Annotated in this window: 27 protein-coding genes and 2 pseudogenes; 17 read left to right on the plus strand and 12 right to left on the minus strand. The window is 64.5% G+C overall.

Annotation, left to right across the window (positions count from 1 at the left end):
* Positions 1–127: 127 nt before the first annotated feature.
* Together P6U24_RS10270 and P6U24_RS10275 are read left to right on the plus strand one after the other, a co-directional pair.
* Complete coding sequence (locus P6U24_RS10270; protein ID WP_407160416.1) at positions 128–1,798, plus strand: methyl-accepting chemotaxis protein; 1,671 nt, start codon at positions 128–130, stop codon at positions 1,796–1,798.
* Between the two features lie 115 nt (positions 1,799–1,913).
* On the plus strand, positions 1,914–3,608 hold the full coding sequence (locus tag P6U24_RS10275) for a methyl-accepting chemotaxis protein (RefSeq protein WP_407159011.1): 1,695 nt from the start codon (positions 1,914–1,916) through the stop codon (positions 3,606–3,608).
* Positions 3,609–3,648: 40 nt separating this feature from the next.
* Here the strand turns inward: P6U24_RS10275 and P6U24_RS10280 are convergent, their stop codons facing one another.
* Positions 3,649–4,578, minus strand: a complete 930-nt coding sequence (locus P6U24_RS10280) for a DMT family transporter (protein ID WP_407159012.1) — start codon at positions 4,576–4,578, stop codon at positions 3,649–3,651.
* A gap of 321 nt (positions 4,579–4,899) precedes the next feature.
* On the opposite strand from P6U24_RS10280, the gene P6U24_RS10285 reads away from it, so the two are divergent.
* Both P6U24_RS10285 and P6U24_RS10290 read left to right on the plus strand, forming a co-directional pair.
* On the plus strand, positions 4,900–5,511 hold the full coding sequence (locus tag P6U24_RS10285; RefSeq protein WP_407159013.1) for a TetR/AcrR family transcriptional regulator: 612 nt from the start codon (positions 4,900–4,902) through the stop codon (positions 5,509–5,511).
* On the plus strand, positions 5,508–6,302 hold the full coding sequence (locus P6U24_RS10290; protein WP_407159014.1) for a sulfite exporter TauE/SafE family protein: 795 nt from the start codon (positions 5,508–5,510) through the stop codon (positions 6,300–6,302). Before P6U24_RS10285 ends, P6U24_RS10290 begins: the two co-directional genes overlap by 4 nt.
* A 12-nt stretch (positions 6,303–6,314) precedes the next feature.
* Here P6U24_RS10290 and P6U24_RS10295 read toward each other — a convergent pair whose 3' ends face one another.
* Positions 6,315–7,244, minus strand: coding sequence for a DMT family transporter (locus P6U24_RS10295; protein WP_407159015.1), 930 nt, complete (start codon positions 7,242–7,244; stop codon positions 6,315–6,317).
* A 577-nt stretch (positions 7,245–7,821) separates the two neighbouring features.
* On the opposite strand from P6U24_RS10295, the gene P6U24_RS10300 reads away from it, so the two are divergent.
* The 4 genes from P6U24_RS10300 (at position 7,822) to P6U24_RS10315 (ending at position 12,005) form a co-directional block, all read left to right on the plus strand.
* A complete protein-coding gene (locus P6U24_RS10300; RefSeq protein WP_407159016.1) occupies positions 7,822–9,114 on the plus strand; it encodes an adenylosuccinate synthase in 1,293 nt (430 codons plus the stop codon).
* Positions 9,115–9,151: 37 nt separating this feature from the next.
* Positions 9,152–10,759, plus strand: coding sequence for a hypothetical protein (locus P6U24_RS10305; protein WP_407159017.1), 1,608 nt, complete (start codon positions 9,152–9,154; stop codon positions 10,757–10,759).
* A 146-nt stretch (positions 10,760–10,905) separates the two neighbouring features.
* Positions 10,906–11,352 (plus strand): DUF5413 family protein, encoded by a 447-nt coding sequence (locus P6U24_RS10310; protein ID WP_407159018.1) that lies wholly within the window; start codon positions 10,906–10,908, stop codon positions 11,350–11,352.
* A gap of 113 nt (positions 11,353–11,465) precedes the next feature.
* A complete protein-coding gene (locus tag P6U24_RS10315; protein WP_407159019.1) occupies positions 11,466–12,005 on the plus strand; it encodes a DUF4112 domain-containing protein in 540 nt (179 codons plus the stop codon).
* A gap of 85 nt (positions 12,006–12,090) precedes the next feature.
* Here the strand turns inward: P6U24_RS10315 and P6U24_RS10320 are convergent, their stop codons facing one another.
* The 4 genes from P6U24_RS10320 to msrA form a co-directional block, all read right to left on the minus strand.
* Entirely contained in the window at positions 12,091–12,378 is a 288-nt protein-coding gene (locus P6U24_RS10320; RefSeq protein WP_407159020.1) for a hypothetical protein, read from the minus strand.
* Positions 12,379–12,641: 263 nt separating this feature from the next.
* The gene (locus tag P6U24_RS10325; protein WP_407160417.1) at positions 12,642–12,806 is read right to left on the minus strand and encodes a DUF3309 family protein; all 165 of its coding nucleotides are present in this window, start codon (positions 12,804–12,806) and stop codon (positions 12,642–12,644) included.
* 110 nt (positions 12,807–12,916) lie between these two features.
* Positions 12,917–13,327, minus strand: a complete 411-nt coding sequence (msrB, locus tag P6U24_RS10330; protein ID WP_407159021.1) for a peptide-methionine (R)-S-oxide reductase MsrB — start codon at positions 13,325–13,327, stop codon at positions 12,917–12,919.
* Between the two features lie 242 nt (positions 13,328–13,569).
* Positions 13,570–14,250 (minus strand): peptide-methionine (S)-S-oxide reductase MsrA, encoded by a 681-nt coding sequence (gene msrA, locus P6U24_RS10335; RefSeq protein ID WP_407160418.1) that lies wholly within the window; start codon positions 14,248–14,250, stop codon positions 13,570–13,572.
* Between the two features lie 364 nt (positions 14,251–14,614).
* Here msrA and P6U24_RS10340 point away from each other — a divergent pair, with 364 nt between their 5' ends.
* The 3 genes from P6U24_RS10340 to P6U24_RS10350 all read left to right on the plus strand — a co-directional run bounded on the left by P6U24_RS10340 (position 14,615) and on the right by P6U24_RS10350 (position 16,416).
* Positions 14,615–15,259, plus strand: coding sequence for a glutathione S-transferase family protein (locus P6U24_RS10340; RefSeq protein WP_407159022.1), 645 nt, complete (start codon positions 14,615–14,617; stop codon positions 15,257–15,259).
* Between the two features lie 343 nt (positions 15,260–15,602).
* Positions 15,603–15,863: a hypothetical protein gene (locus P6U24_RS10345; RefSeq protein WP_407159023.1), complete on the plus strand. Its 261-nt coding sequence runs from the start codon at positions 15,603–15,605 to the stop codon at positions 15,861–15,863.
* Between the two features lie 274 nt (positions 15,864–16,137).
* Positions 16,138–16,416, plus strand: a complete 279-nt coding sequence (locus P6U24_RS10350) for a hypothetical protein (RefSeq protein WP_407159024.1) — start codon at positions 16,138–16,140, stop codon at positions 16,414–16,416.
* A gap of 3 nt (positions 16,417–16,419) precedes the next feature.
* Here the strand turns inward: P6U24_RS10350 and P6U24_RS10355 are convergent, their stop codons facing one another.
* From P6U24_RS10355 to napE, 6 genes and pseudogenes are all read right to left on the minus strand, one after another.
* Positions 16,420–17,529, minus strand: coding sequence for an ATP-dependent RecD-like DNA helicase (locus P6U24_RS10355; RefSeq protein WP_407159025.1), 1,110 nt, complete (start codon positions 17,527–17,529; stop codon positions 16,420–16,422).
* Positions 17,530–17,800: 271 nt separating this feature from the next.
* Positions 17,801–18,457, minus strand: coding sequence for a NapC/NirT family cytochrome c (locus P6U24_RS10360; protein ID WP_407159026.1), 657 nt, complete (start codon positions 18,455–18,457; stop codon positions 17,801–17,803).
* Positions 18,454–18,903: a nitrate reductase cytochrome c-type subunit gene (locus P6U24_RS10365; protein WP_407159027.1), complete on the minus strand. Its 450-nt coding sequence runs from the start codon at positions 18,901–18,903 to the stop codon at positions 18,454–18,456. Before P6U24_RS10365 ends, P6U24_RS10360 begins: the two co-directional genes overlap by 4 nt.
* 26 nt (positions 18,904–18,929) lie before the next feature.
* A pseudogene (gene napA, locus P6U24_RS10370) lies at positions 18,930–21,430 on the minus strand (nitrate reductase catalytic subunit NapA).
* A gap of 25 nt (positions 21,431–21,455) precedes the next feature.
* Positions 21,456–21,776 carry a chaperone NapD gene (locus P6U24_RS10375; RefSeq protein WP_407159028.1) on the minus strand — a complete coding sequence of 107 codons (321 nt, stop codon included), beginning with the start codon at positions 21,774–21,776 and terminating at the stop codon, positions 21,456–21,458.
* 30 nt (positions 21,777–21,806) lie between these two features.
* Positions 21,807–21,992, minus strand: coding sequence for a periplasmic nitrate reductase, NapE protein (gene napE, locus P6U24_RS10380; RefSeq protein WP_407159029.1), 186 nt, complete (start codon positions 21,990–21,992; stop codon positions 21,807–21,809).
* 136 nt (positions 21,993–22,128) lie between these two features.
* Between napE and P6U24_RS10385 the strand changes: the two genes are divergently transcribed.
* The 6 genes and pseudogenes from P6U24_RS10385 to P6U24_RS10410 all read left to right on the plus strand — a co-directional run bounded on the left by P6U24_RS10385 (position 22,129) and on the right by P6U24_RS10410 (position 26,291).
* Positions 22,129–22,263 (plus strand): hypothetical protein, encoded by a 135-nt coding sequence (locus P6U24_RS10385; protein ID WP_407159030.1) that lies wholly within the window; start codon positions 22,129–22,131, stop codon positions 22,261–22,263.
* A 293-nt stretch (positions 22,264–22,556) separates the two neighbouring features.
* Positions 22,557–23,726, plus strand: coding sequence for an FMNH2-dependent alkanesulfonate monooxygenase (gene ssuD / locus P6U24_RS10390; protein WP_407159031.1), 1,170 nt, complete (start codon positions 22,557–22,559; stop codon positions 23,724–23,726).
* Entirely contained in the window at positions 23,723–24,529 is an 807-nt protein-coding gene (locus P6U24_RS10395) for an ABC transporter permease subunit (protein ID WP_407159032.1), read from the plus strand. The genes ssuD and P6U24_RS10395 overlap by 4 nt, the downstream gene beginning before the upstream one ends.
* A gap of 260 nt (positions 24,530–24,789) precedes the next feature.
* Positions 24,790–25,425 (plus strand): annotated as a pseudogene (locus P6U24_RS10400) (ATP-binding cassette domain-containing protein); the annotation flags it as partial.
* A gap of 15 nt (positions 25,426–25,440) precedes the next feature.
* Positions 25,441–26,034: a flavin reductase family protein gene (locus P6U24_RS10405; protein ID WP_407159033.1), complete on the plus strand. Its 594-nt coding sequence runs from the start codon at positions 25,441–25,443 to the stop codon at positions 26,032–26,034.
* 89 nt (positions 26,035–26,123) lie between these two features.
* Entirely contained in the window at positions 26,124–26,291 is a 168-nt protein-coding gene (locus P6U24_RS10410; protein WP_407159034.1) for a hypothetical protein, read from the plus strand.
* Positions 26,292–26,293: the final 2 nt, after the last annotated feature.

Here is a 26,293-nt window from a genome sequence, read left to right on the forward strand (position 1 = left end):
CCGGGTACCGCGTTTCTACGGATCGCGCCGGCAAGGAACCGCTAAGGATCAAACGCCTAGTTTGAGGGAATTTCGCCTCGTTCCCTTAGCAATCCTTCAAGGAGAGATTTTCGTCGTGCTGAACAACATGAGGATCGCTCCGAAGCTCGCCGTCGTCGTTGGCGTCGCCATGCTGGGCCTCGCAGTCGCGGGGACGTTCGCTGGCTATCTGATGCAGGCAGAAATGCTGAGCGCGCGCATCGAACAGTGCAAGGCGATCGTCGAGACGGCTCGCAACATGGCGGCTGCTCTGGTGAAGGAGGTCGAGGCCGGCAAGATGACCAAGGAGGCTGCGCTGGCCGAATTCCAGGCGCGCGCCAGCGCGATGCGCTACGACAATGGCAACGGTTATCTGTTCGGCACCAACTACAGTGGCATCACAGTGCTGTCACCGGATCCCAAGCAGGTCGGGCAGAACCGGATGGACGTGGTGACCAACGGCCGCAAGCTTTCCCAGGAACTGATGGATGGTGCGAAAAGCAAAGGCGAGATCCTGCTGACCTACGAATATATGCGTCCCGGCCAGGAGGTGCTGAGCCGCAAGATCAGCTACGCCGTCGCCGTGCCAGGCTTCGACATGTATCTTGGCACCGGCGCCTATATCGACGACATCGACACCAAGATGCGGCCGCTGAAATGGATGATCGGGCTCGCCAGCCTCGGTATCGCGGTCGTCGCGGGCGGTATCGCCTGGCTGATCAGCCGCTCGATCAGTGGTCCGCTGAAGCAGCTCGGCACGCGCATGCAGGAGATTGCCGACGGTCGGCTCGATGATGATATCCCGGGCGTCGGCCGTGGCGACGAGGTCGGAGCGATGGCGGCGACCGTGCAGATCTTCAAGGATAATGCGCTGCGCATGCGCGAAATGGAGCAGGCGGATGCCGCAAGCCAGCAGCGAGCGGCCGCCGAGCGGCGATCGATGATGGAAAATCTCGCCAATGATTTCGAGCGCAGCGTCAACGGCATCGTACACTCGGTGGCATCCGCCGCGGGTGGCATGCAGTCGACGGCGCAGTCGATGACGGCGACCGCGAGCGACGCTAGCGCACGGGCCTCGACGGTGAGCGCGGCAACGCAGAGCGCGAACGACAATGTCGGCACGGTCGCGGCTGCGGCGGAGGAATTGTCGAGCTCGGTTGCGGAAATCGCCCGGCAGGTGAGCCGCTCGAGCGAGATCGCCGAAAAGGCGGTGAGCGATGCCGAGCGCACCAACGCCACGGTCCAGGTGCTCTCGACCGGCGCCGAGAAGATCGGCGAGGTGGTCAAGCTGATCCACTCGATCGCGGCGCAGACCAACCTGCTGGCGCTGAATGCGACCATCGAGGCGGCCCGCGCCGGTGAATCCGGCAAGGGCTTTGCGGTGGTCGCCTCCGAGGTGAAGGCACTCGCCAACCAGACCGCCAAGGCCACCGAGGAGATCTCCGCCCAGGTCGCGGCGATGCAGACCTCGACCAGCGATGCGGTCGCGGCCATCAACGGCATCACCCAGACCATCGCCCAGATGAGCGAGATCACCAGCTCGATCTCGACCTCGATCGCGCAGCAGGGCGATGCGACACGGGAGATCGCCCGCAACATCCAGTCGGTCGCGGCCGGCTCGAACGAGATCAGCGCCCATATCGGCGGCGTGACCCAGGCGGCGGAAGCAACCGGTACGGCGGCTTCCGAGGTGCTGTCGAACGCTCGTGAGCTCGACAACCAGTCGGACATGCTGCGCCAGGCCGTCGAGGGTTTCCTCGCCAAGGTGCGCGCTGCTTGATTTGCCGGTAACGGCCCGTCCGTAACCGGACGCTAAAGGGTTGGAGGTAACTTTGAGAGGGCACGATCCCCGTGGATCGTGCCCTCTTGCGTTCATTCGTCCGGAGACTGCGCCTGTGAAGCTGAACAACCTGAAGATCGCGCCCAAGCTCGCCATTGTCGTCGGGGTGGCCTTGATCGGCCTCTGCGTCTCCGGAGCGTTTGCCAGCTACCTGATGCAGCAGGAGATGATGAACGCGAAGGTGGAGCAGATCCGCTCCATCGTCGAGGCGACGCGCAACATGGCGCTCGGCCTGATGAAGGAGGTCGAGGCCGGCAAGATGACCAAGGAAGCTGCGCTGGCGGAGTTCCAGGCGCGGGCCAACTCCATGCGCTACGACAATGGCGCCGGCTATCTGTTCGGCTCGACCATGGACAGGGTCACCATCCTCGGGCCGGACCCCAAGGCAATCAATCAGGTTCGCCCGGACACGCCGACCAACGGCCGGATCCTCGCCAAGGAATGGCGCGAGAACGCCTCGGCAAAGGGCGAGCACACCATGTTCTTCGACTACATGAAGCCGGGCAGCAATGGCAGCGTCGAGCCGATTCCGAAGATCGGCTACTCGGTCTGGCTGCCGTTCTGGAACATGTATCTCGGCACCGGCGTCTACATCAACGATATCGATGCCAGGATGCAGCCGCTGAAATGGATGCTCGGACTCTCCATCCTTGGCATCGCCGTGATCGCGGGCGGCATTGCCTGGCTGATCAGCCGCTCGATCAGCGGTCCGCTCAATCAGCTCGGCAGGCGAATGCAGGAGCTCGCCGAGGGCAAGCTCGACGGCGAGATCCCCGGCATCGGCCGCGGCGACGAGGTCGGCGCGATGGCCGCGACAGTGCAGATCTTCAAGGACAATGCGCTGCGCATGCGCGAGCTGGAGCAGGCCGATGCCGCGAGCCAGCAGCGTGCGGCCGCCGAGCGGCGGTCGGCCATGGAAAATCTCGCGGCCGATTTCGAGCGCAGCGTCAATGGCATCGTGCGCTCGGTGGCGTCCGCCGCCGAGGGCATGCAGTCGACGGCGCAGTCGATGACGGCGACGGCGAGCGACGCCAGCGCACGGGCCTCCACCGTGAGCACGGCCTCGCAGAGCGCGTCGAGCAATGTCAGCACGGTCGCGGCTGCGGCGGAGGAGCTGTCCGGCTCGGTCGCCGAGATCTCGCGCCAGGTCGCGCGTTCCAGCGAGATCGCCGGCAAGGCGGTGAGCGATGCCGAACGCACCAATGCCACAGTGCAGGTCCTCTCGACTGGCGCGGAGAAGATCGGCGAGGTGGTCAAGCTGATCCATTCGATCGCGGCGCAGACCAACCTGCTGGCGTTGAACGCGACGATCGAGGCGGCCCGCGCAGGCGAGTCCGGCAAGGGCTTTGCGGTGGTCGCCTCCGAGGTGAAGGCACTCGCCAACCAGACCGCGAAGGCCACCGAGGAGATCTCGGCGCAGGTCGCGGCCATGCAGACTTCGACCAGCGATGCGGTCGCAGCCATCAACGGCATCACCGAGACGATCGCGCAGATGAGCGAGATCACCAGCTCGATTTCGACCTCGATCGCGCAGCAGGGCGATGCGACACGGGAGATCGCCCGCAACATCCAGTCGGTCGCGGCCGGCTCGAACGAGATCAGCGCCCATATCGGTGGCGTGACCCAGGCGGCGGCAGCGACCGGTACGGCGGCTTCCGAGGTGCTGTCGAACGCTCGCGAGCTCGATAATCAGTCCGGCCTGCTGCGCCAGGCGGTCGACGGCTTCCTTGCCAAGGTCCGCGCCGCCTGAGCATGACGATGATGGTGAGACGGCCTGCGCCGTCTCGCCGTCACTTGCCGGATCCGCGTCCCGGCCGCGAGGCGGTGAGGACGCCGGCCAGCACGAGCGCATAACCGATCAGGTGAAACGGCTTCAACTCCTCGCCGAGCAGGACGATGGCGAGCACCGAGCCGAACACCGGCACCAGATGCAGGAACGGCGCGGCACGGTTCGGGCCGATCAGGCTGATGCCGCGGTTGAAGAACAGATAAGCGAACGTCGAGGCGAAGACGATCACGTAGCCGAGCGTCAGCAGCGTCTCCAGATCGGGCCTGAGCACCGATCCGGTCGCATATTCCCATACGGCAAGCGGTGCCAATAGCAGTGCGCCGGCTGCGGTGCAGAACGAGATCAACGACAGTTGGTGCACCGTCGGCCGGCGCGACATCAGCGCCGAATAGAGGCCGAACACGAGCAGCGCGCCGGCAAACATCAGATCGCCACGGTTGAACTGGATGGCCGCGAGCGCGCCGAGATCGCCGCGCAAGAGGATGACGAGGACGCCGATCAGCGAGATCACGATTCCGATGAACTGTCCGGCGGTCAGCCGCACGCCGAACAACAGCAGCGACCACAGCGCGACGAATAGCGGTGTCGAGGACTGGATCAGTAGCCCGTTCAGCGCCTGGGTATATTGCATGGCCCAGTAGGACAGTGCGTTGTTGGCCGCAAAGCCGGTCAGCGCGAGCAGCAAGAGCAGTGGCCAGCGCGCGCGCAGCACCGGCCAGTCCTTTATCAGGTGCGGCCGCGCGAACGGCCACAGCATCAGAGAGGTGCCGATCCAGCGCAGGCAGGAGAGGGTCAGCGGCGGCACGTGGCCGGCGACATGACGGGCGAGCACGATGTTGCCGGCCCAGAACAGCGAGGCCAGTGCGAGCAGCAGATAGGGCTGATTGCTGAGCCAGCGCGACGGCGATTGATGCTGGAGGAGGGCGGGCACTGGCGCGGCAAGGTTGAAAGGAGCCGGCTGAAATTGGGCTGAATTGCATCACCCGACAACCCGGCGGGAGGGATTGGTGCCATGCGTGGACATCCCTGCAGGGCCGCGCCCGGATCGTCACGTTCGGCGCACGCGGGGCGCCCAAATCCTCCTGCGTCGACATGCTCGGTGAGCCCGAAGCAAATCAACAATCGCTTCCGGAAAGCCATGTTCTGGGAGAGGGCTTTGATCTCCGGGAGAGGGCTTTTATGTCTCTTTACAAAACGAACATTCGTTCTTTATAACCGCGGGAGCGGGGCCAGAGACCCGAGCGGAGGACGGATGCCGAAGGTGAAGCCCGAGGTGCTGGCGGCGCGGCGCGACGAGATTCTCGTTGCTGCGGAGGTGTGCTTTGCGCGGCAGGGGTTTCATCAGACGACGATGCAGGACGTCATCAAGGAGTCCGGGCTTAGCGCCGGCTGCATTTATGGGCATTTCGCCGGCAAGGACGAATTGATCCAGGCGATCGGGGAGCGGCGGCATGCGCGCGACAGCGCGCTGCTCGAGAGCGGACGGGGGATCACGGATCCGTTCGAAGGCCTGCGCGCGATTGCACGGGCCTCGCTCGCCGATCTGCACAAGGAAGAGGGGCTGCGCAGCCGGCGGATCGCGCTGCAGCTCTGGGCGGAAGCGCTGCGCGATGAGCCCATTCGGCGACAGGTGATCGACGGCGTTCACCGGCCGGTGGCGCTGATCGTCGAACTGCTGCGGTGTGGCCAACGCAACGGTGCCATCGATCCCGCGCTCAACGCGCGCAGCATCGCGCGCAGCATGGTGGCGATGTTTCAGGGATTTCTTCTGCAGCGCCTGTGGGGTGAGCCGTTCTCGAATGCCGAGGCGATGGCTGCCTTCGAGCTGTTCTTGAAGAGCCTTGCGGTAAAGAGCCCGAGATGAACCTGCCTGACTTGCTCGGCGGCATCATCACGGGGCTTGCGGGCGGCTTCACCTCCGGCCTGTTCGGTGTCAGCCCGGGCGGCGGGCTCGTCGTTTTTTCGGTGCTGCTGCTCGGTGCCGAGCAGCACGTCGCACAGGGCATCTCGCTGGTCGCGCAGATTCCGCCGACCAGCGCATCGGGCATCAGGCAGTATTGGTTGGCGGGGGAACGAACGCCGCTACGCTGGCTGATCCTCCTCGCGATTGGATTTGTCGCGGGTGGCGTTTTCGGGGCGTGGGCTGCGAATGTCGTGACGGCCAGGGTGCTGCAATGGTGCTACGTCGGCTATCTCGCCGCGCTCGACGCGATGCTGATCCTGCGCGCGCGACGGACCAGAAAGCCATCCAAGGATGAGCGTGATAGCGCAGGCACCACGCGTGGACTGCATTGGCCCACCTTGTCAGCGGTCGGACTCGTTGCAGGCATGTCGTCGGGCTTTCTGGGCATCGGCGGCGGGCTTGCGACCGTGATCGGCTTGAGTGTCGTGCTCGGCGTTCCGCAGCATCGGGCGCAGATGATCGGCCTCGTGCTGTCGCTGGTGCCGACGACCATTCCCTCCTCCTGGGTCTATTGGCAAAGCGGCGCCATGGCTTCATGGCCCACGCTCGCCGGAGTCGTTCTCGGCCTCGTCATTGGTACTGATCTCGGCGCGCGGCTCGCCACCCGCGTCGCGGCTGCGACGCTGCAGCGGGCGTTGATCCTATTTCTTTCTTTAATGATCGTCGGTATGGCGCTGAAAGCGCTGATGTAACGTCGCTCGTGTTCAGGTCGCCTGCTTGCGCGACGCGACAAAGACGCCGGCCAGCACCAGTATGAATCCGATCAAGTGAAATAGCTGCGGCCGCTCGCCGAGAAAGACGAAGGCCATCACCGAGCCGAACACCGGCACCACGTGAAGGAACGGCGCGGCGCGATTGGCGCCGATCAGCAGCACGCCGCGATTGAAGCAGAGATAGGCGATGGTGGAGGGAAATACCGCGACGTAGAGCAGCGACAGCAGGTTCTTGGCATCGAGCGCCATCACCGGACGCGCATGCAGCTCCCAGATCAGCAGCGGGATCAGGCTGGCCGCGCCGCAGCCGAAGGTGAAGGTGACGAATGACAGCCCGTGGATCGGCGGGCGCTTCAATGTCAGCACGGAGTAAAGGCCGAACACCGCCATCGCGATCAGGAAGATCAGGTCGCCCTTGTTGAAGGTGATGCGCGACAGCGTGCTGAGCTCGCCCTGCGAGATGATGATCAGCACGCCGCACAGCGACAGCAGGACGCCGAGGGCCTGCGCCAGCGTCAGGCGAACGCGCAGCAGCAGAAACGACCAGATCGCCACGATTAGCGGCCCGGACGATTGCAGCACCAGCGTGTTCAGCGCCTGAGTATATTCGAGCGCCCAATATTGCAGCGTGTTGAAGGCGCCGATGCCCGCGATCGAGATCAGGATCATGAGCGGGAGCTGGGCGCGGATCGCGGGCCAGTCTTGCTTGAACTGCTTCCATGTGAAGGGAAGGATCAGCAGGAACGCCAGTCCCCAGCGCAGAAACGACAGCGTCACCGGCGGGATATGACCGGCGGCAAGCCGGCCGACGATGGCATTGCCCGCCCAGCACAGCGCAGTGATGCTGAGCAAGACGTAGGGCTGGTTGGCGATCCAGCCGCGCACGGGCGCGGCACTGGCGGTGGGATCGGCGGCGGACATGCGGCGGTGTTGGTCCCGATTCGATGCGCCGCGGCGCCGGCCCGGTCGATACCAGGCCGGCGTTCACCCGGCGTCAGGTCACAGACACCAATTGCCGCTGCCCAACAAGGGGGCGGGATGCATCGCGACGATGCAGCGGGCGCTGGCCGGTTGGCTCGGCGCTCGAACTTCGATCCGAGCCTTGCAAGCGATGCCGCAAATTTGACCACGGCGTGGCGCCGCGGCCCGCCACAAATCTGCCCGGCAGCCCAAACGATCCAAGATTTGCCGTCGTTCCATGGCCAATGAGGGGCGCGCCGGCGCGGACCGCACTCCCGCAGGCGGCCGGCGCCGCCGGAACGGCATGAATTTTTCGGGTATATCAAAGGCTTGGTGGCTACGTTACGTGCCGCTTTCCGCCCGTTCTTGCTTGCCTAGACCGGCCGCTTCCTTTATCCGGTGGGGCGCCTCGCATGCGAGCGGTTCCGGCCGCAATTTGGGCTGGGCGCATGATCGGGCACGGCGGGCCTTTGATCGGAACCGACATTTTCCGGGCAGATCGTGTTGTTTTGGATGATGGCAGAGGAAAGAGCTGCGAATGGCTAACGTGGTCGTCGTCGGCGCCCAATGGGGCGACGAGGGGAAGGGCAAGATCGTCGATTGGCTGTCGGAGCAGGCCGATATCGTTGTGCGCTTCCAGGGCGGCCATAATGCCGGCCACACCCTCGTCATCAATGGCGAGACCTACAAGCTGGCGCTGCTGCCGTCCGGTGTGCTGCGTCCGGCGAAGCTCGCCGTGATCGGCAATGGCGTGGTGTTCGATCCGCAGGCCTTTCTCGACGAGGTTGCCAAGCTGCGAGGGCAGGGCGTTGCGATCAGTCCCGAGAATCTGCGCATCGCCGAGAATGTCACGCTGATCCTGCCGCTGCATCGCGAGCTCGATGCTTTGCGGGAATCCGTCAACACCGCGACCGCGATCGGCACCACCCGTCGCGGCATCGGACCGGCCTATGAGGACAAGGTCGGCCGCCGCGCCATCCGCCTGATGGACCTCGCCGATCTCGACACGCTGCCGCACAAGATCGACCGGCTGCTGGCGCATCACAATGCGCTGCGTCGCGGCCTGCGCCTGGAGGAGATCGACGGCAAGGAGATCCTGCGCGAGCTGACCGCGATGGCGCCGCAGCTTCTGCCCTATGCCGAGACCGTGTGGCGCCTGCTCGACCATAAGCGCCGCGAAGGCAAACGCATCCTGTTCGAGGGCGCCCAGGGCGCGCTGCTCGACGTCGATCACGGCACCTATCCTTACGTCACCTCGTCCAACACCGTGGCGGCGCAGGCTGCAACCGGCACCGGCATGGGCCCCGGCGGGGTCGGCTACGTGCTCGGCATCTGCAAGGCCTACACGACGCGCGTCGGCCAGGGGCCGTTCCCGACCGAGCTCACCAATGAGATCGGCGAGGAGATCGGCCGCCGCGGCAAGGAATTCGGCGTCAATACCGGGCGCAAGCGGCGCACCGGCTGGTTCGATGCCGTGCTGGTCCGGCAGACCGTGCGGACCTGCGGCATCAACGGCCTTGCGCTGACCAAGCTCGACATTCTTGACGGCTTCGACACCATCGAGGTCTGCATCGGCTACAAGCTCGACGGCAAGGAGATCGATCACCTGCCAGCCGGCGAGGGCGCGCAGGCCCGGGTCGAGCCGATCTACGAGACGATCGAAGGCTGGAAGCAGCCCACCGCCAATGCGCGTTCGTGGGCCGACCTGCCGGCGCAGGCGATCAAATATGTCAGACGGGTCGAGGAACTCGTGGGTTGTCCCATCGCCCTGCTTTCCACCAGCCCCGAACGCGAGGATACTATTCTGGTGCAGAACCCGTTCGAAGCGTGACGGGGAGATGACAGCGAAGCGCGCAAGTTGAGTTGACATGGCCGACTACTACCCGCTGATCGCCCGTGCCATTGCCGGCCTGGACCCCAACGCTCCGGGCGAGAGCCGCCGCGCGCTCTACGAGCGGGCTCGGGCCGCGCTGATCGCGCAGCTTCGCGGTGTGCAGCCGCCGCTCAGCGAATCCGAGATCACAAGGGAGCGGCTGGCGCTCGAGGAAGCCGTCCGCAAGGTCGAGTCCGAGGCTGCCCAGCGCGCCAGGGAAGCTTCGCGCGGGACTGGCACAGCTGGAAGTCCACGCGCGGGCGACGCGCTCCGCCGCGCCGGCACCCGGACGGCCGAAACCGGCGTGCCGCCGCAGGGCCAGCCTGGGCCGGATCAGGGCGCAGGCCAGGCGCCGCGCGCGCGGCCCGCTGCGCCCCGCAATGACCGGCCGCCGCTCGGTGGCGAGGCGCCCGATGCACCGCGTTCGCGCGGTCCACGCGGTGATGCACCGCCGCTGCGTTCCCAGCCGCCACAGCCGCAGGTCGGCATGCAGGATCCGCCGCTCCCACCGGTGCGCGAGCGTGCGACCGCGCAGCGCCGCGGTGCCGAGGGCAATGGCGGACCGCAAGCCCCGGGCATGCGCGGCTTCCGCGACATCACCGCCGACGTCGATGATCTCGGCAAGGCCACCGCCCAGGCCAACCGCGCCGCGCGCAAGACCTACGCCAATGTGCCTTCGCCGGATCCCGATCGGCAGGAGCCAGGCGCGGATGAGCGCGGCGGCGACACCGAGGCGCCTTACCCCTACGACGAGTCGATCGAGGAGGCCGAGCGCTACGGGCTGCCGTCGCAGCCGGCGGCCCGTTCGCGCGTGGGCGTCGATCGTGACTCGAAGAAGCATGCCCGCGGCGCGACATTTCCGTTCAAGACTGCGATCGCGATCGGCATTGTCCTGATCCTGGTCGGCGCTGGCCTGTTGTGGGGCAGGACCATCGTCAGCAACGTGAGCGGCCTGTTCAAGTCCTCGTCTCCGGTCGTGCAGGCTCCAAAGGAGGGCGGTACGCCGCTCGCCAAGCCGAAGATTCCGGATCGCGTCGGCCAGGCGTCCGAGGAGGTCGCTCCAGTCGCGCAGAAGGTCGTGCTCTATGACGAGGATCCCAACGATCCCAAGGGCAAGCAGTATATCGGCTCGGTGGTCTGGCGGACCGAGCAGATCAAGGCCTCCGGTCAGCAGAAGGCCGATATCGCGGTGCGGGCCGACATCGAGATTCCGGATCGCAAGTTCAAGATGACGATGTCATTCCGCCGCAACACCGATACCTCGCTGCCGGCGAGCCATACGGTGGAACTGACCTTCATCCTGCCGCCCGACTTCGACGGCGGCGGAGTCGGCAACGTGCCCGGCATTCTGATGAAGTCCAACGAGCAGACCCGCGGTACGCCGCTCGCCGGACTTGCTGTGAAGGTCACCGACGGCTTCTTCCTCGTCGGCCTGTCGAACGTCGACTCCGACCGCGCCCGCAACGTCCAGCTCCTCAAGGAGCGGTCCTGGTTCGACGTGCCGCTGGTCTATAGCAACCAGCACCGCGCGATCATCGCGATCGAGAAGGGCGCGCCAGGCGAACGCGCCTTCAACGATGCCTTCGCGCAGTGGGGAGACTAGAGCGTTTTCACGCGAAGTGGATACCGGTTCGCGTCAAGAACGCGTCAAGACAAAGAGCCAGCGCTTTGTTCCGATTCAATCGGAACGAAGCTCTGGCGCCGGGCGCAAGCCGCGAGGGCCCGCCGCGACGGGCTGAGGGTTGAGGCATGAAACGCTATCTGATCTTCGTTGCGGTCGGGCCGGCACTCGGCGGTTTTGTGCTGCTCATGGTGACCACCTACCAGTCGGGCTACTGGACCGAGACCAATGCCGATGAGATCGCGAAGGTGCTCAAGGTGTTCGTCGTCTCGCTGCAATACAGCTATCTGTTCGGCTTCCTGCCGGCGCTGATGATCTGCGCGATCGACGACATCCTGTGCCACGTTCGCCGCATCGGACCGACCTTGCGCATGCTGCTGGTCGGCGCGATCGCCTTCTTCCTGGCTGCGTTCAACTATTCATCGCACGGCGCCGATTACGGCGTGCTGCAGTTCGTGCTGTACGGGCTGGTCGGCTTCATTCCGGCCACCATTTCGTCCTGGCTGGTGCACAAATTTGTCGACGAGCCGCTGCCGCCGGCTCCGGCCCAGAGCGCGACGGAATCCCATGGATGAGCTGTCGCGCGCGGATTGCTATTGCCTGACGCGCAACACCCGTGGGCGCTTAGCAAGGACGCCAGGCGCGGCACGCTGACGCAACTTGCGCCGCGATTGCGCGTTTCTATCTCATGGACATGCAAAACGACCAGATGTCCCGCCGCCGCGCCTCGGGACGCACCTCGCAGGCCCATTTCAGCGCGGCTGAGGCGCGCGGGCCGATCATCGATCAGGAGGGACGGGAGATTCCGCAAGGTCCCTTTCAGGGAACGCGGGATTTCCGCGGCTTCCAGTTCGATTTCGCGACGGCCAATCCCTTCGGCAATCTGACGCGCGAGCAGCGCGTGGCGCGCCTGGAAGCGCTGGCCAAGCTGCTCGATGTCGCCTTCATCCTGCCCGGCACCAAGGTTCGCTACGGCATTGATGGCATCATCGGCCTGATCCCGGTCGTTGGCGACATCATCGCGACCGCGCTGTCGCTATGGCTGGTGCGCGAGGCACGTGCGCTCGGCGCGCCGTGGTACGTCACCGCGCGGATGCTCGGCAATGTGGCGATCCAGGGGACGATCGGCACGGTGCCGCTGGCGGGCGACGCCTTCGACGTGCTCTATCGCGCCAACATGCGCAACGCCCGTATCTTGCGGCGATGGCTGGAGACGCAGCCGCACTGAGACCGCCGCCGCACAGCATCCTGAAAAAGAAACTGCCCCGCGGTTCGGCGGGGCAGGTTTGATGACGCCGGTGGTCGGGCGATCGTTACGCCGCGTCTGCATCCTGCGCTTTTGGCGCGGGCGCCCGGCGCGGCAACGGAAACGCCTCGCTCTCATAGAGCGAGCGGATGCCGTTCTGGTCGAAGCGGGCTTCCTCGACCTGCAGATAGGCGCCGTTCAGCGAATCCGCCGGCAACTCCTCCATCGCGAACCGGACGGCCTCAGCCGCGGTGCCGAAACGCCGATAGGCAAAGCCCGCACGTTTCTTCTTGCGGATCGCGGCGGGAAACAGCTCGGCAGACGTGTTGAAGTTGAACGGACGCATAGGACGCATGGTCGAAGACCTCTTCTTATTCGGCTAAGCGCTGACGCGAACTTTCGTTCGAAGCTTTTCTGTTCGACGTTGCGGCTTCCGCCAGCGATGGGGATGTCGAGGGCCACACCGGCCGCTCCAGGCAGCCACGCCCTGCTTGTCTTTCACGCCCCTAATATAGGCCGATTTGACAGAAATGCGAATCCCGCCGCCTCACATCGTGAATCGCTAAAATGTGGCGGAACTCAAGATTTGTTTTTTGTTTTCAATATGTTGCTTGCTTTTTACAACTTGTGAAGCGAAAGCAGGACGATCAGCACAACCAAAATGACCACCCCGATGCCCATTCCGGAATGGCCCATCCCGTACCCGTAGCCGCCAATCCGGCCGGACAATCCGCCGATGAGGTAAATGACCACGATCAGGATCAGGATCATTCCCAGCGACATGGCCATCCCTCGTCACCGCGACATCTCGCCCAGCAGAACATATCCGGCAGCAAGATACCGTTGGGATTGCGTCGGCTCCGCCTAAGGGGCGAAGCCGGCCTTCTTGCACCTTATCGCGGTTTCAGCTTCAGCGCCGCCGAATTGATACAGTAGCGCAGGCCGGTCGGACCGGGACCGTCCGGAAAGACGTGGCCGAGATGACCGGAGCATTTCGAGCACAGCACTTCGGTGCGGACCATGCCGTGGCTGGTATCGGTCTCCTCGTCGATATGGCTCTCCGCTGCGGGCTGGGTGAAGCTCGGCCAGCCGCAACCTGAATCGAACTTGGCGTCGGATTCGAACAGCGTCTGGCCGCAGCCGGCGCAGACATAGGTACCGGCGCGATGCTCGTGCTCATACTCCCCGGTGAAGGGACGCTCGGTCGCCTTCTCGCGGAGCACGGCATACTGCATCGGCGTCAATTCCTTGCGCCACTCCGCCTCGCTCTTCTCGATCTTGCCGCTCGTCTTGGTATCAGTCATTCGTTCTCCTCCGGCGGCTTCCAGCGGCCGCCCTTGTTTCGTATCGGCTTCGAGATGCCGGCCACGAACCCCGTTTTCACCTCTCCCCAATTGCGAAGCAATCGGGGAGGGGGCGCAGGTCACTCGATGGAGCGTAATCCCTCAACCCGGATTGCATCTGGCGATGCAAGCCGACCTCTCCCGATGGGAGAGGTGAAACAGTGGGCCCGCGGAGTCGGTTCATTCCACTTTCGTCGATCAGCTCAATTCGTCGCCTTGGCGTCGCTGACCAGCGTCGGCTTCTCCAGATAGTTCTCCGCGAAGATCTTCTTGAGGTTCGCGACCTTCGGCAGATCGTTGTAGGCAATATAGGGTTGGTTCGGGTGCAGCGTCAGATAGTCCTGGTGGTAGGCTTCCGCCGGATAGAACCCTTCGAGCTTGCCGACCTTGGTCACGATCGGCTTCTTGAAGACCTTGGCCTGATCGAGCTGGGCGATATAGGCGTCTGCGACCTTCTTCTGCGCCTCCGACGTCGTGAAGATCGCCGACCGATATTGCGTGCCGCTATCCGGGCCCTGGCGGTTGAGCTGGGTCGGATCGTGCACGACCGAGAAAAAGATCTGCAGGATCTTGCCATAGGAGATCTTCTTCGGGTCGAACCTGATCTGCACGGATTCCGCATGCCCCGTCGAGCCGGTCGAGACGGTCTCGTAGCTGGCGGTCGCCTTGGTGCCGCCGGCATAGCCCGATACCGCGCTGGCAACCCCGGCCGTATGCTGGAACACGCCCTGCACGCCCCAGAAGCAACCTCCGGCGACCACGATCGTCTCCAGCCCGTCCGCGGGCGGCTCGTCCATTGCGGGAGGCGGAATGACGACTGCGTCCTCGGTGGCGCGCACCGGTGCGTAGGCCAGCAGGGCGGCGCCGGCCAGCGCGCCGATCATTGCGACCTTGGCGAGGAAGGGGCGAAATGGATTGCGGCGCATGGGAGCTCCTTGGCGTGTGGAATGTTCGTGTTTTGCGGGGCCGGCCGGGCCGGCGGCACGCGGCTCGTCACAAGATACGCAGAAGTCCCGGCGCTATTACAGCCCGCTGCACACGACTGCGTGAATGGGCGGCGGGAGACCGGCAGGGAAGGTCGAGGAGGGCAACAGCATTCTCGCCGTGCGATGTGTCCCAGCCGTCAATTCGTTCTCGCTCAGCACCGGATTTCTCGCCCATACAGCGATTTCGAAGTGCAGCGAACTGGCCGCGCGGTGCAAAACCGCCTAGCTTCGCCGATCGAACAGACAAGGACACGTATCCGCAATGCCCGGCTACCGACTGCATTACTTTCCTGAATCCGGCAACAGCTACAAGCTTGCATTGATGCTCACGCTCTGCGGCGAGACGTTCGAGCCGGTGTGGACCGATTTCGGCGGCGGAGTGACCCGAACCGCCGAATGGCGCGCAAGCGTGAACCCGATGGGCGAGATTCCGGTGCTGGAGGAGGACGGCGTGCGCCTGACCCAGACCGGCCCGATCCTGCTCAAGCTCGCCGAGCGCTATGGAAAGTTTGGTGGTGCCGATGAGCGCGAGCGCTTCGAGATCCTGCGCTGGCTGTTCTGGGATAATCAAAAACTCTCCGGCTTCATGGCGACCTACCGCTATCGCCGCGCCTTTACGCCGTCACCTGACGAGAAGGTGCAATCCTTTCTGCGTGCCCGCGTCGACGATTTTCTCGGCATCCTTGCCGGCGAGGTCGCGCAGCGGCCTTTCATCATTGGCGATCGTCCGACGGTCGCTGATCTCTCATTGTGCGGTTACCTCAGCTTTCCGGTCGAGGAGAGCGGCTATGATCTCGCCGCGCGCTTTCCAGCCGTCCATGCCTGGCTGCAGCGGATCGCAGCATTGCCTGGTTGGAAGTCGCCTTATGACCTGCTGCCCGGCCAGCGGCTGAAGCGCTATGTGTGAAGGTTTGCGTAATCTCTCTCCATCGTCATTGCGAGGCGCGAAGGCGACGAAGCAATCCAGATTCTTCCTTGCGATGCTGGATTGCTTCGCTTCGCTCGCAATGACGGAATTGACGTCATGCCTCTCACGATTGCGGCGCTCGGCTTAATAGTTACAGTTAGGTCATTGGACCACCTCGTGATCGTATCTGCGCCTTCTCGCGGAGTTGATTTGTGAAATGTAGAAACCGGTTTGCTGCTTCCTACCTTACTATCATCAACGAAATGCATTGCAGGAAACGTCCTCTATCAGAGCAGCAGTGAGGTGAACGCGTTCTCCGCACCAAACCAGACGGAGAACGATCATGAAAAATTCCCATCAATCGCTGGCACTGGCTCTGCTGTTATCGGTCGGCGCGACGGCACCGGCCTCTGCGCAGGGCTGGTTCTTCGGGCAGCAGGAGCCCGCAGCGTTTCAGGCGATGTATCCCAATCGCGACGTGCTGAACGGCGGCGCCCTGACGCCAGCGGGGCGCATGGGGCTGGTGCGTGCGTATGGTGCGGCACCGGTCTATCCGATGCCGGGCCATGTCGATCCGTATGGTCGCCGGCTGTATCGCCGTTGATCGTGTTAGGCCGAGCGAGCGATGGCATCGCGAGCGATGCGACGTGTCGACCGAAGCACAAAAGATGTGGGCGGAAGCAATCAGAACCCCCACAAGGCGGCCCGGATTGCTTCGGTGCTCGCGCGTCTCGCAGTGACGGCGGCGGTGAGGCCATGGTCGCGCAGTCGTGATGATGAGCAGTCGTGGTTTTGCAGGCGGGCTTCCCAATTTAGATCAGATCAGCACGGTCGCCGGCCGGTCCGGTCCGGATCATTTGGGCGGGAGGGGAAGTCACATGAGTCTGTTCAAGACATTGGCCGTGGCGATGACGCTCTCAATTGCGACCGTGACGTCGGCCTTGGCGCAGTTCTCGGAGCCCGCGGCGTATCAAGCGCAGCATCCCGATCGCGACGTGCTCAACGGCGGCGCGCCGACGCCGGAGGCCCGGATGCGGGCTGCCGGCACGCTCGGTGCCGCGCCGGCCTATCCGAATGCCTATGCGGCGCCACGTGGTGACGAACTCGAGATGAACCGTGCCGCCACGCATCGCCGCCGGCACCATGCCCGGTTCTGATTACTAGACCACGATCGACAGCCGCTTCGCAGCACGGGTGATGCCGGTGTAGAGCCAGCGGGCGCGGCTGTCCTGGAAGGCAAAGCTCTCGTCGAACAGCACCACGTCATCCCATTGCGAGCCCTGCGACTTGTGCACGGTCAGCACATAGCCGTAATCGAACTCATCATAGGGTTTGCGCTGCTCCCACGGAATGTCCTCGATGCGGCCGCCGAAGCACTCGCCGCGCACCGAAACCTTTGTCACCTTGCGGCCGAGATCCTCGTCAGGCATCAGGCGCATCGTGATGATCTTCGATTTCGATGCTGCGCGCGATTTCACCCGCCACAGGCCGCCATTGAACAGGCCCTTCTTGCGGTTGTTGCGCAGGCAGACCAGCTTGTCGTCCGCGACAGGGTAGGGATCGTCGATATCCATGCGCTGCCGGAATCGCGTGTTGTAAGCGCGACGTGTGTTGTTGCGTCCGACCAGCACCTGGTCGGCGTGCATCACCCGCATCGGATCGAGATCGTGGCGCGACACCACCTCGCTCTCGCCATAGCGGCCGGGCTCGAGGGCGTTGCCCTCGCGCACGTCCATCGACATCCGTACGATGGGATCGTCCTGCGCCTGGCGATGTACCTCGGTCAGCATCGCGTCGGGCTCGGACTCGGTGAAGAAGCCGCCGCCCTGGATCGGCGGCAGTTGCGCGGGATCGCCGAGCACCAGCAGCGGGCAGTCGAAGGAGAGCAGGTCGCGGCCGAGATCGGCGTCGACCATCGAGCATTCGTCAACGATGATCAGCTTGGCCTTGGACGCGGGGGCATCGTCCCATAATTCGAAATTCGGCTGCTCTTCTCCGCTCTCGCGGGCTCGATAGATCAGCGAGTGGATGGTGGAGGCGTTGTCGCAGCCCTTGTTGCGCATCACCAGCGCCGCCTTGCCGGTGAAGGCCGCGAACTTGACGTCGCCGTCGACGCCTTCCGCAATGTGGCGGGCCAGCGTGGTCTTCCCGGTTCCGGCATAGCCGAACAGGCGGAAGATCTGCGGCGTGCCATTGCGGCCAGGCTTGGCTTTCAGCCAGTCGCCGACGGCCTTGAGCGCGGAATCCTGGTGAGGCGTGAAGGTGGGCATCGGGTTCTTGGGGGAGACCGCCGGAGGGCGAGTCGCGACCCGGTGAACCTAAGGGCTGGCGGTGAGAGATCAAGCTCTGGATGCAAATGGGTCCAAGCCTCCCCCGCTTGCGGGGGAGGCCGCATCGCATCGGAAGATGCGATGCGGGTGGGGGAATGCTCCAGCGGGACTGCCCGTGTGGCGCCCCCACCCCAGCCCTCCCCCGCAAGCGGGGGAGGGGGCCCACTGTGCTTGCGGGGACTGCTCGGGCTCACTCAGAAGATGGGCGTCTCTACTGCCACCCCGGGACGCCGCGCATGTCGGGCAGGTGGTGGGCGATGCCCTTGTGGCAATCGATGCAGGTCTTTTCGCCCGTGAACAGGAAGCGCTGATGCGCCACAGCGGCGCGCGGTGACTGCTTGGTGATGTCCATCGACTGCGCGCTGTGACAGTTGCGGCATTCCAGCGAATCATTGGCCTTGAAGCGAGCCCACTCATGCGCCGCCAGCTCGATGCGGCGGTTGGTGAATTTCTCCCGTGTGTCGATCGATCCGAACAGGTGACCCCAGACCTCCTTCGAGGCCTGCATCTTGCGCGCGATCTTGTCGGTCCAATTGTGCGGCACATGGCAGTCCGGGCAGCTTGCGCGCACGCCCGAGCGGTTGCTGAAATGGATCGTCGGCTTCAGCTCAGCGAACACGTTGTCACGCATCTCGTGACAGGAGGTGCAGAACTTCTCGCTGTTGGTCAGCTCGAGCGCGGTGTTGAAGCCGCCCCAGAAGACGACGCCGGCGATGAAGCCGGCGAGCACCAGCACGCCGAGCCCGAACACCGAGCTCGGACGCATCAAGACGTCGATCAACTCGAGCAGGAAGTTCCAGGCCCGCCGGAACAGGCCGGGCCGCTTGTCGGGGATGGGCGCCGGGGCGCCGGTGTCAGACGTGCTCATCGGCGGCCACCCGGCTTTTCGCGCGAGAGCATGGTGTCGACGTCGACGAAGTCGTTGCTCACGGGCGGATTGGCTGCGTTCTGCGGCACATGACACTGCGTGCAGAAGTAGCGGCGCGGCGACACCGAGGCCAGGAACTGGCCCTCGCGGTCCATGAAATGCGTGACCGAGATCATCGGCGCCTGCGACTCCGCGGTACGGGCGCGGGCGTGGCAGGACAGGCACTTGTTGCTGTTCAGATCGATCTGATAGTTGTCGATCGTATGCGGGATGACAGGCGGCTGCTCCGGATAGTTGCGCACCTCCTTCTCCGACGTGTTCTTGTTCGGCAGCATCGGCGGCGCCGGGCCCTCTTCATTGAGCGGCGCAGGACCGCGCAAGGATGAACTGACGGTTTGCGCCAGCAGCGCGGACGAGCCGGCCGCGAGCATGGCCGACAGCAACATGATCGTAAGCTTCCTGAACATGATGGTCACACGCGCTCGATGCGCACAGCGCATTTCTTGAAATCGGCCTGCAGCGAGATCGGATCGGTGGCGTCGAGCGTCACCTTGTTGATCAGCTTGGATTCGTCGAACCAGGGCACGAAGACGAGCCCGCGCGGCGGCTTGTCACGGCCGCGGGTCTCGACACGGGCGCGGATGAAGCCACGGCGGGAAGCGACCTTGACCTCGTCACCGCGGCGCAGGTTCGCTTCCTGCGCATCATCGGGGTGCATGAAGCAGACGGCTTCGGGGAACGCCTTGTAGAGCTCGGGCACGCGCCGCGTCATGGTGCCGGAGTGCCAGTGCTCGACGACGCGTCCGGTCGACAGCCAGAACGGATAGTCCTTGTCGGGCGATTCCGCCGGCGGCTCGTAGGGGAGGGCGAAGATGCGCGCTTTCCCATCGGGGAAGCCATAGAACTGCACGCCGGCGCCCTTCTTGACGTAGGGGTCCGAGCCTTCGCGGAAGCGCCAGCGCGTCTCCTGGCCGTTCACGACAGGCCAGCGCAGACCGCGCTCGCGGTGATAGGCCTCGAACGGCGCAAGGTCGTGGCCATGGCCACGGCCGAACGAGGCATATTCCTCGAACAGGCCTTTGTGCACATAGAAGCCGAACGCCTTCGACTCGTCGTTGAGGTAGCCGCTCTCGATCTGATCGGTGCCGAACTTGTCGACCTGGCCGTTGCGATAGAGCACCTCGAACAGCGTCTTGCCGCGAACCTCCGGCTTCTTCGCGATCAGCTCCTCCGGCCACACCTCCTCGACCTTGAAGCGCTTGGAGAATTCCATCAGCTGCCAGAGATCGGAGCGCGCCTCACCCGGCGCCGTCACGAGCTGGTGCCAGAATTGGGTGCGCCGCTCGGCATTGCCATAGGCGCCTTCCTTCTCGACCCACATGGCGGTCGGCAGGATGAGGTCGGCGGCAAGCGCGGTGACGGAAGGGTAGGCATCGGAGACCACGACGAAATTATCGGGGTTGCGGAAGCCGGGATAGGTCTCCTGGTTGGCGTTCGGGCCCGCCTGCAGATTGTTATTGACCTGCACCCAGTAGGCGTTGAGCAGGCCGTCCTTCAGCATCCGGCTCTGCTGCACGGCATGGTAGCCCGGTTTGTCGGGAATGGTGCCCTCGGGCAGCTGCCAGATGTGTTCGGCTTTCGCGCGATGCTCCTTGTCACCACCATGTCGGCCGGCAGCCGATGCGAGAAAGTGCCGACCTCGCGCGCGGTGCCGCAGGCCGAAGGTTGCCCGGTGAGGGAGAACGGGCTGTTGCCGGCCTCCGCGATCTTTCCGGTGAGCAGATGGATGTTGTAGACGAGGTTGTTGCACCAGACGCCGCGGGTGTGCTGGTTGAAGCCCATGGTCCAGAACGAGACCACCTTGGTCTTCGGATCGGCATAGAGCTCGGCCAGCGCCTCCAAGCGATTGAGCGGCACGCCGGACATTTCGGTGGCTTTCTCCAGCGTGTAGTCGGAGACGAACTTCGCATATTCATCGAAGCTGATGTCGACGGCGTCATTGGCCTTGGCGCGGCCGGTCGCGGCCTTCTCCAGCGGATGCTCGGGACGCAGGCCGTAGCCGATATCGGTCTGGCCGCGCTTGAACACCGTATGCGCGCTGACGAAGTCCTTGTTGACGCGGCCGGTCTTGATGATGTGGTTGGCGATCGCGTTGAGGATGTAAAGGTCCGTCTGCGGCTTGAACACCATGCCGATGTCGGCAAGATCGAACGAGCGGTGCTCGAAGGTCGAGAGCACGGCGACGCGGACATGCGGCGCCGACAGCCTGCGGTCGGTGACTCGCGTCCACAGGATCGGATGCATCTCGGCCATGTTCGAGCCCCACAGCACGAAGGCGTCGGCAGCCTCGATATCGTCATAGCAGCCGGCAGGCTCGTCGATGCCGAAGGTGCGCATCATGCCGGCCACGGCGGACGCCATGCAGTGGCGCGCATTGGGATCGATGTTGTTGGAGCGGAAGCCGGCCTTGAACAGCTTCACTGCGGCATAGCCCTCGAAGATGGTCCACTGGCCCGAGCCGAACATGCCGACGCCGGAGGGACCACGCTTCTTCAGCGCGTCCTTGTACTTGGTCGCCATGATGTCGAAGGCCTCGTCCCAGGACACCGGCGTGAACTCGCCGTTCTTGTCGTACTTGCCGTTTGTCTTGCGCAGCATCGGATGCGTCAGGCGATCATGGCCGTACATGATCTTGGAGAGGAAGTAGCCCTTGACGCAGTTCAGCCCGCGATTGACCTCGGCCTTGATGTCGCCATGGGTGGCGACCACGCGATTGTCCTTGGTGGCGACCATCACGCTGCAGCCGGTGCCGCAGAAGCGGCAGGCCGCCTTGTCCCATTTCAATTCGCTCGCATCGCGCTCGGTGACGAGATTGGCGGCGAGCGATGCCGTCGGGATGCCGGCGGCGGCCGCGGCAACAGCCGCCGCTTCGAGCTTCAGCATCTGGCGGCGATCGATCTTGTATTCGGTCATGTGCGTTCTCTTGGCAGGCCGTGCGTCAGCCGACATCGATGGCGTGGAAGACGAGACAGGCGGAATGGACGTGCGGCAGCGACGAGATGGTGTTCATGGTGGTGCCGAGCGCGCCGGCGTTGGGCGCGTCGACCACGACGATCAGCTTGCCGCGCGCATCTCGGCCGTGGATCTCACAGCCATCGAGCCCGAGGATGCTGGCTTCCACCGTATCGAGACGCGCGGGGCTCGCCTGCACCACGATGCTGGCGATCTCACCTGAGGGCGGAGAGATCACGGGGTCGGCTGCCAGCACACGGCCGGTGATCAGGGCGCGGCGGTCGAGAGCGGTATGGGTCTTGAGCACAGGATCATCCTTGGCGCGAGATGCGGCGGTTCAGTGCGCGGCCGGCGGCCCGGGCGGGCCGGCGATCATCTGGTAGACCCAGACCGTCAGCCCGTAGGAGCCGACGGTTGCGACCGCCAGGGCCGGCATCAGCACTGCGGTGAGAAAGAGGAAGGCGAAGATTTCCATGCGCTTGCGACGCGGACGTGTGGTCGCGTCGCGGCCCGTGGCCGACATGATCGGGACTCGTTCTGATGGGGAAGATGAAGGCGGCATCCGGGCCGCTGCCTCATTGCAGCATACGAATCCGCGGCAGATGTTCCTTGATTTGCGTCAATGAGTTCGACGGACCTTGTTCCCAATCGCGCGGTCCTTGGACTTGTTCGCGCGCGAGGTGCTGCCGGATTTCGAGCACGACGCTTGGAAGCAGGGCGCGTTGAATCCCGAGATCGGGCTGGGCGAGATCGATACGGCCGCCTTACCGATCGTTACGACAAGGCGGCGTTAAGCCTGAATCTGCAAGGCGATCTGCAAGGCGTCCGCGGGTGACTATCTCGAGAGATCGCGTGATCACGCCGCCGAGACCGCGAAAATTTTCACTTCGCCTCGGTCTGGCACCGAAACAAACGTCCCGTGCCGTGGTGTCCCGGGAGTAGCGTTATCGCTATTTTCCAGGACCGCTCGACAGGCGTTTCTCTGACCACCATCATCCTTTGCGTTGCACCGCGTGAGGTCTGTTGGAATGGACGCGGGTCCATCTGGCGCCGGCGCTGTTCTGACGTTCGATCCGCGAGAGAGATGATGAGTCAAGCGAGCTCCCCAGCCAACGTCCTCTGGTTCCTGCCGACCCACGGCGACGGCCGTTATCTCGGCACGTCCACGGGCGCGCGCGAGGTCAACTTCAACTATCTGCGGCAGGTGGCGCAGGCCGCCGATCAGCTCGGCTATTATGGCGTGCTGCTGCCGACGGGACGGAGCTGCGAGGATTCTTGGGTCGTCGCATCTGCAGTGGCGCCGTTCACTGAGAGACTGAACTATCTGGTCGCGGTGCGTCCAGGCCTGCAGTCGCCGAGCGTGGCGGCGCGGATGACCGCGACGCTCGATCGTGTCACTAACGGCCGGCTTCTGATCAATGTCGTCACCGGCGGCGATCCGATCGAGAACAAGGGCGACGGCGTCTATCTGCCGCACAATGAGCGTTATGAGGTGACGCGCGAATTCCTCGCCGTCTACAGCGATCTGCTCGCCGGCAAGACCGTGAACTTCAATGGCAAGCACATCAGGATCGAGGATGGCCGGCTGCTGTTTCCGCCGGTGCAGTCGCCACGGCCAAAGCTCTATTTCGGCGGCTCGTCGGATGCCGGCATCGATGTCGCCGTCGACACCGTCGATAAGTATCTCACCTGGGGCGAGCCGCCGGCCGATGTCGCAGGCAAGATCGCCAAGGTCAGGGCCGTCGCCGAGCAGCGCGGACGCAAGCTCTCCTTCGGTATTCGCCTGCATGTGATCGTTCGCGAGACCAGCGCGGAGGCGTGGGCCGCAGCCGACGATCTGATCAAGCATGTTACGGATGAAACCATCGCGTCGGCGCAGAAGATCTTCGCGCGGATGGATTCGGTCGGCCAGCAGCGCATGTCGCAACTCCATGGTGGCCGTCGCGACAAGCTCGAAATCAGCCCGAATCTCTGGGCCGGTGTCGGTCTCGTGCGCGGTGGCGCCGGCACCGCTCTGGTCGGAGATCCCATCACGGTCGCGGCACGGATCAGGGAATATCAGGATCTCGGCATCGACACTTTTATCCTATCAGGATACCCTCATCTCGAAGAAGCCTATCGCTTTGCCGAGCTTGTCTTCCCGCTTCTCGCGCTGGACCGGCCTGACAACGTGACCAGGCTGCGCGTGAACACTGGTCCGTTCGGCGAGACTATCGCCAACGAACGCGTGCTACTGCAGAAGGCAGCGCAATCATGAGCGTGATCGAGACTCTGCCGCGCCTACGCCGCGTGCGTCTTCCCGGCGCCGAGGGATTTGTGCCGTGGCTCGTGCCGCTCGCCATCCTCTTGATCTGGCAGGCGGCCAGCGTCGCCGGCCTGGTGCCGGTGCGCGTGCTGCCGGCGCCGAGTGACGTCGCGCGCGCCGGCTGGCGGCTCGCGTTGTCGGGTGAGCTCGTGCAGAACATCTGGGTCAGCTTCTGGCGCGCCGGCATCGGCTTTTTGATCGGCGGCGGCATCGGCTTCGCCTTCGGCCTTGCCAACGGCCTCTCGCAGCTCTCGGCGAAGCTGACCGACACCACCCTGCAGATGGTGCGCAACATCCCGCATCTGGCATTGATCCCACTCGTCATCCTCTGGTTCGGCATCGACGAGAGCGCAAAACTGTTCCTGGTTGCGCTCGGCGTGTTCTTCCCGATCTATCTCAACACGCTCCACGGCATCCGCACCGTCGATCCGCAACTGATCGAGATGGGCCGCGTCTACGGCATGACAGAAGGCGAGCTGTTTCGCCGCGTCATCTTCCCCGGCGCGCTGCCGTCGATCTTCGTCGGCCTGCGCTTCGCACTCGGCATCATGTGGCTCACCTTGATCGTCGCCGAGACCATCGCGGCGTCGTCCGGCCTGGGCTACATGGCGATGCAGGCGAGGGAGTTCATGCAGATCGACGTCGTCGTGCTGTCGATCCTGATCTACGCGCTTTTGGGCAAGCTCGCCGACAGCGCCTCGCGCGCGCTGGAGCGGCTCACTTTGTCGTGGCATCCCGCATTCAGCAAGGCTTGAGGACTCGCATGCAGCAGACGCTTCGCTTCTCCCTTTCCGACGCCGAGGCTCTTGCGCGTTCCGAATTCGTGACGCAGGCAGAAGCCGTGCGCGACACCGAAGTCTTGCGCGAACCGGACGTTTTGCACGATACGCGCGGCTTGCGTGACAGACATCCGCAGGTGCGCGGGCTTCCGCTGACTATTCGCGATTTGCGCAAATCGTTCGGTGACAATGAGGTGCTGCGCGGCATCGACCTGCACATTCCGGCAGGCCAGTTCGTCGCGATCGTCGGTCGCTCCGGCTGCGGCAAGAGCACGCTGCTGCGACTGATCGCGGGCCTCGACAAGCCGAGTGGCGGCAGCATCAGCTTCGGCGAGGCGGCGCGGCCGGAGGATGTCCGCGTGATGTTCCAGGAGCCGCGGCTGCTGCCCTGGGCGCGCGTGCTCTCCAATGTCGAGGTCGGTCTTGGCCGCGATCGCCAAGCGGCCGGTGCCCAAGCTCGTGCCGAGCATGCGCTGGCCGAGGTCGGTCTTGCCGACAAGCGCGGAGAATGGCCGTCGGTCCTGTCGGGCGGACAGAAGCAGCGCGTCGCGCTGGCCCGCGCGCTGGTCTCAGGACCGCGCCTGCTCGCTTTCGACGAGCCGCTTGGCGCGCTCGACGCGCTGACGCGCATCGCCATGCAGCGGCTTTTGGAGCGGGTCTGGGCCGACCAGGGCTTTACCGCGATCCTGGTCACCCACGACGTCTCGGAAGCCGTCGCACTGGCTGATCGCGTGCTGGTGATCGAGGAGGGACGCATCGCCGAGGACATCAAGGTCGAGATTGCGCGGCCGCGCGAGCGCGGCGCAGCCGATCTCGCCGCATTGGAAGGCGCGATTCTGCGTGAGCTGCTGGGCGAGGGCGTACCCGAGTAGGAGGATGTTAACGTCATGAACTCCATTGTCCGTATCATGCCCGATCCCAAGCTTCGTAGTGAGCCGCTTGCGTTCGATTTCCGCTCCGCCATGCGGCACCTCGTCGGTGGTGTCAGCGTCATCACCGTGGGTCGCGGCAGTGAGACGTCGGGCATGACCGTGACCTCGGTCTCCTCGCTGTCCGTCGAGCCGGCGTCGCTGATCGTCAGCGTCAACCGCAATGCGTCGTCGTGGCCGATCCTGCAGCGCGAGCGCGTGTTCGGCGTGAACATCCTCGCGGCGGATCAGCTCGAGGTCGCGGACCGCTTTGCCGGCAAGGGCGGCGCCAAGGGTGCCGAGCGCTTTGCCGGCGCCGAATGGCGCAAGCGTGCGACCGGCGTGCCGCTCCTGGTCGGCGCGCTGGCGGCGTTCGATTGCGAGGTCGAGGACATTATCGAGCGGCACTCGCACGGCATCGTGATCGGCCGCGTGCTGCATGTCGATGCGACCGCTCCGGCCGCCGCGCTGGCCTATTGGCAGGGCGACTATCTCACCGTGGACCGCGACGAGGACATGCTCAAGCTCGCCACCATGAGCGTGCCGAACCCGCAATCGACCCGGAAGTTCTGATGCGGCGCCACCGCGCCAGCCTGCCGCGTTGGGCTGGCTTTCAGGCGTGAGACCGCTTAGAACCGCTTCATTCTCTCTCGGCAGAGCCAATGAAGCGCGTTCTCACTCGCATCGGAACCTGGGCCATCTACGTGATCGGCACGCTCGCGATTCTTTATCTCGCGCTCTATGCCTATGCCGTCTTCACCCGGCAGGAATTCGTGCCCGGCGATCCCATCCACATCTTCCGCAATCCCGAGGCCCCGACGGCGGCGTGAGC

Source organism: Bradyrhizobium sp. STM 3557 (assembly GCF_045571465.1).
GTDB lineage: Bacteria > Pseudomonadota > Alphaproteobacteria > Rhizobiales > Xanthobacteraceae > Bradyrhizobium.

Excerpts from the sequence above, each read along its gene's own strand:
- P6U24_RS10395 (WP_407159032.1), top strand. The coding sequence starts at position 23,723 with ATGAGCGTGATCGAGACTCTGCCGCGCCTACGCCGCGTGCGTCTTCCC.
- P6U24_RS10310 (WP_407159018.1), top strand. The coding sequence starts at position 10,906 with ATGAAACGCTATCTGATCTTCGTTGCGGTCGGGCCGGCACTCGGCGGT.
- P6U24_RS10410 (WP_407159034.1), top strand. The coding sequence starts at position 26,124 with ATGAAGCGCGTTCTCACTCGCATCGGAACCTGGGCCATCTACGTGATC.
- P6U24_RS10345 (WP_407159023.1), top strand. The coding sequence starts at position 15,603 with ATGAAAAATTCCCATCAATCGCTGGCACTGGCTCTGCTGTTATCGGTC.
- P6U24_RS10285 (WP_407159013.1), top strand. The coding sequence starts at position 4,900 with ATGCCGAAGGTGAAGCCCGAGGTGCTGGCGGCGCGGCGCGACGAGATT.
- P6U24_RS10320 (WP_407159020.1), bottom strand. The coding sequence starts at position 12,378 with ATGCGTCCTATGCGTCCGTTCAACTTCAACACGTCTGCCGAGCTGTTT.
- P6U24_RS10340 (WP_407159022.1), top strand. The coding sequence starts at position 14,615 with ATGCCCGGCTACCGACTGCATTACTTTCCTGAATCCGGCAACAGCTAC.
- napE (WP_407159029.1), bottom strand. The coding sequence starts at position 21,992 with ATGTCGGCCACGGGCCGCGACGCGACCACACGTCCGCGTCGCAAGCGC.
- msrB (WP_407159021.1), bottom strand. The coding sequence starts at position 13,327 with ATGACTGATACCAAGACGAGCGGCAAGATCGAGAAGAGCGAGGCGGAG.
- P6U24_RS10365 (WP_407159027.1), bottom strand. The coding sequence starts at position 18,903 with ATGTTGCTGTCGGCCATGCTCGCGGCCGGCTCGTCCGCGCTGCTGGCG.
- ssuD (WP_407159031.1), top strand. The coding sequence starts at position 22,557 with ATGAGTCAAGCGAGCTCCCCAGCCAACGTCCTCTGGTTCCTGCCGACC.
- P6U24_RS10325 (WP_407160417.1), bottom strand. The coding sequence starts at position 12,806 with ATGTCGCTGGGAATGATCCTGATCCTGATCGTGGTCATTTACCTCATC.
- P6U24_RS10290 (WP_407159014.1), top strand. The coding sequence starts at position 5,508 with ATGAACCTGCCTGACTTGCTCGGCGGCATCATCACGGGGCTTGCGGGC.
- P6U24_RS10355 (WP_407159025.1), bottom strand. The coding sequence starts at position 17,529 with ATGCCCACCTTCACGCCTCACCAGGATTCCGCGCTCAAGGCCGTCGGC.
- P6U24_RS10295 (WP_407159015.1), bottom strand. The coding sequence starts at position 7,244 with ATGTCCGCCGCCGATCCCACCGCCAGTGCCGCGCCCGTGCGCGGCTGG.
- P6U24_RS10315 (WP_407159019.1), top strand. The coding sequence starts at position 11,466 with ATGGACATGCAAAACGACCAGATGTCCCGCCGCCGCGCCTCGGGACGC.
- msrA (WP_407160418.1), bottom strand. The coding sequence starts at position 14,250 with ATGATCGGCGCGCTGGCCGGCGCCGCCCTGCTGGCCTACGCACCGGTG.
- P6U24_RS10405 (WP_407159033.1), top strand. The coding sequence starts at position 25,441 with ATGAACTCCATTGTCCGTATCATGCCCGATCCCAAGCTTCGTAGTGAG.
- P6U24_RS10270 (WP_407160416.1), top strand. The coding sequence starts at position 128 with ATGAGGATCGCTCCGAAGCTCGCCGTCGTCGTTGGCGTCGCCATGCTG.
- P6U24_RS10300 (WP_407159016.1), top strand. The coding sequence starts at position 7,822 with ATGGCTAACGTGGTCGTCGTCGGCGCCCAATGGGGCGACGAGGGGAAG.
- P6U24_RS10350 (WP_407159024.1), top strand. The coding sequence starts at position 16,138 with ATGAGTCTGTTCAAGACATTGGCCGTGGCGATGACGCTCTCAATTGCG.
- P6U24_RS10305 (WP_407159017.1), top strand. The coding sequence starts at position 9,152 with ATGGCCGACTACTACCCGCTGATCGCCCGTGCCATTGCCGGCCTGGAC.
- P6U24_RS10360 (WP_407159026.1), bottom strand. The coding sequence starts at position 18,457 with ATGAGCACGTCTGACACCGGCGCCCCGGCGCCCATCCCCGACAAGCGG.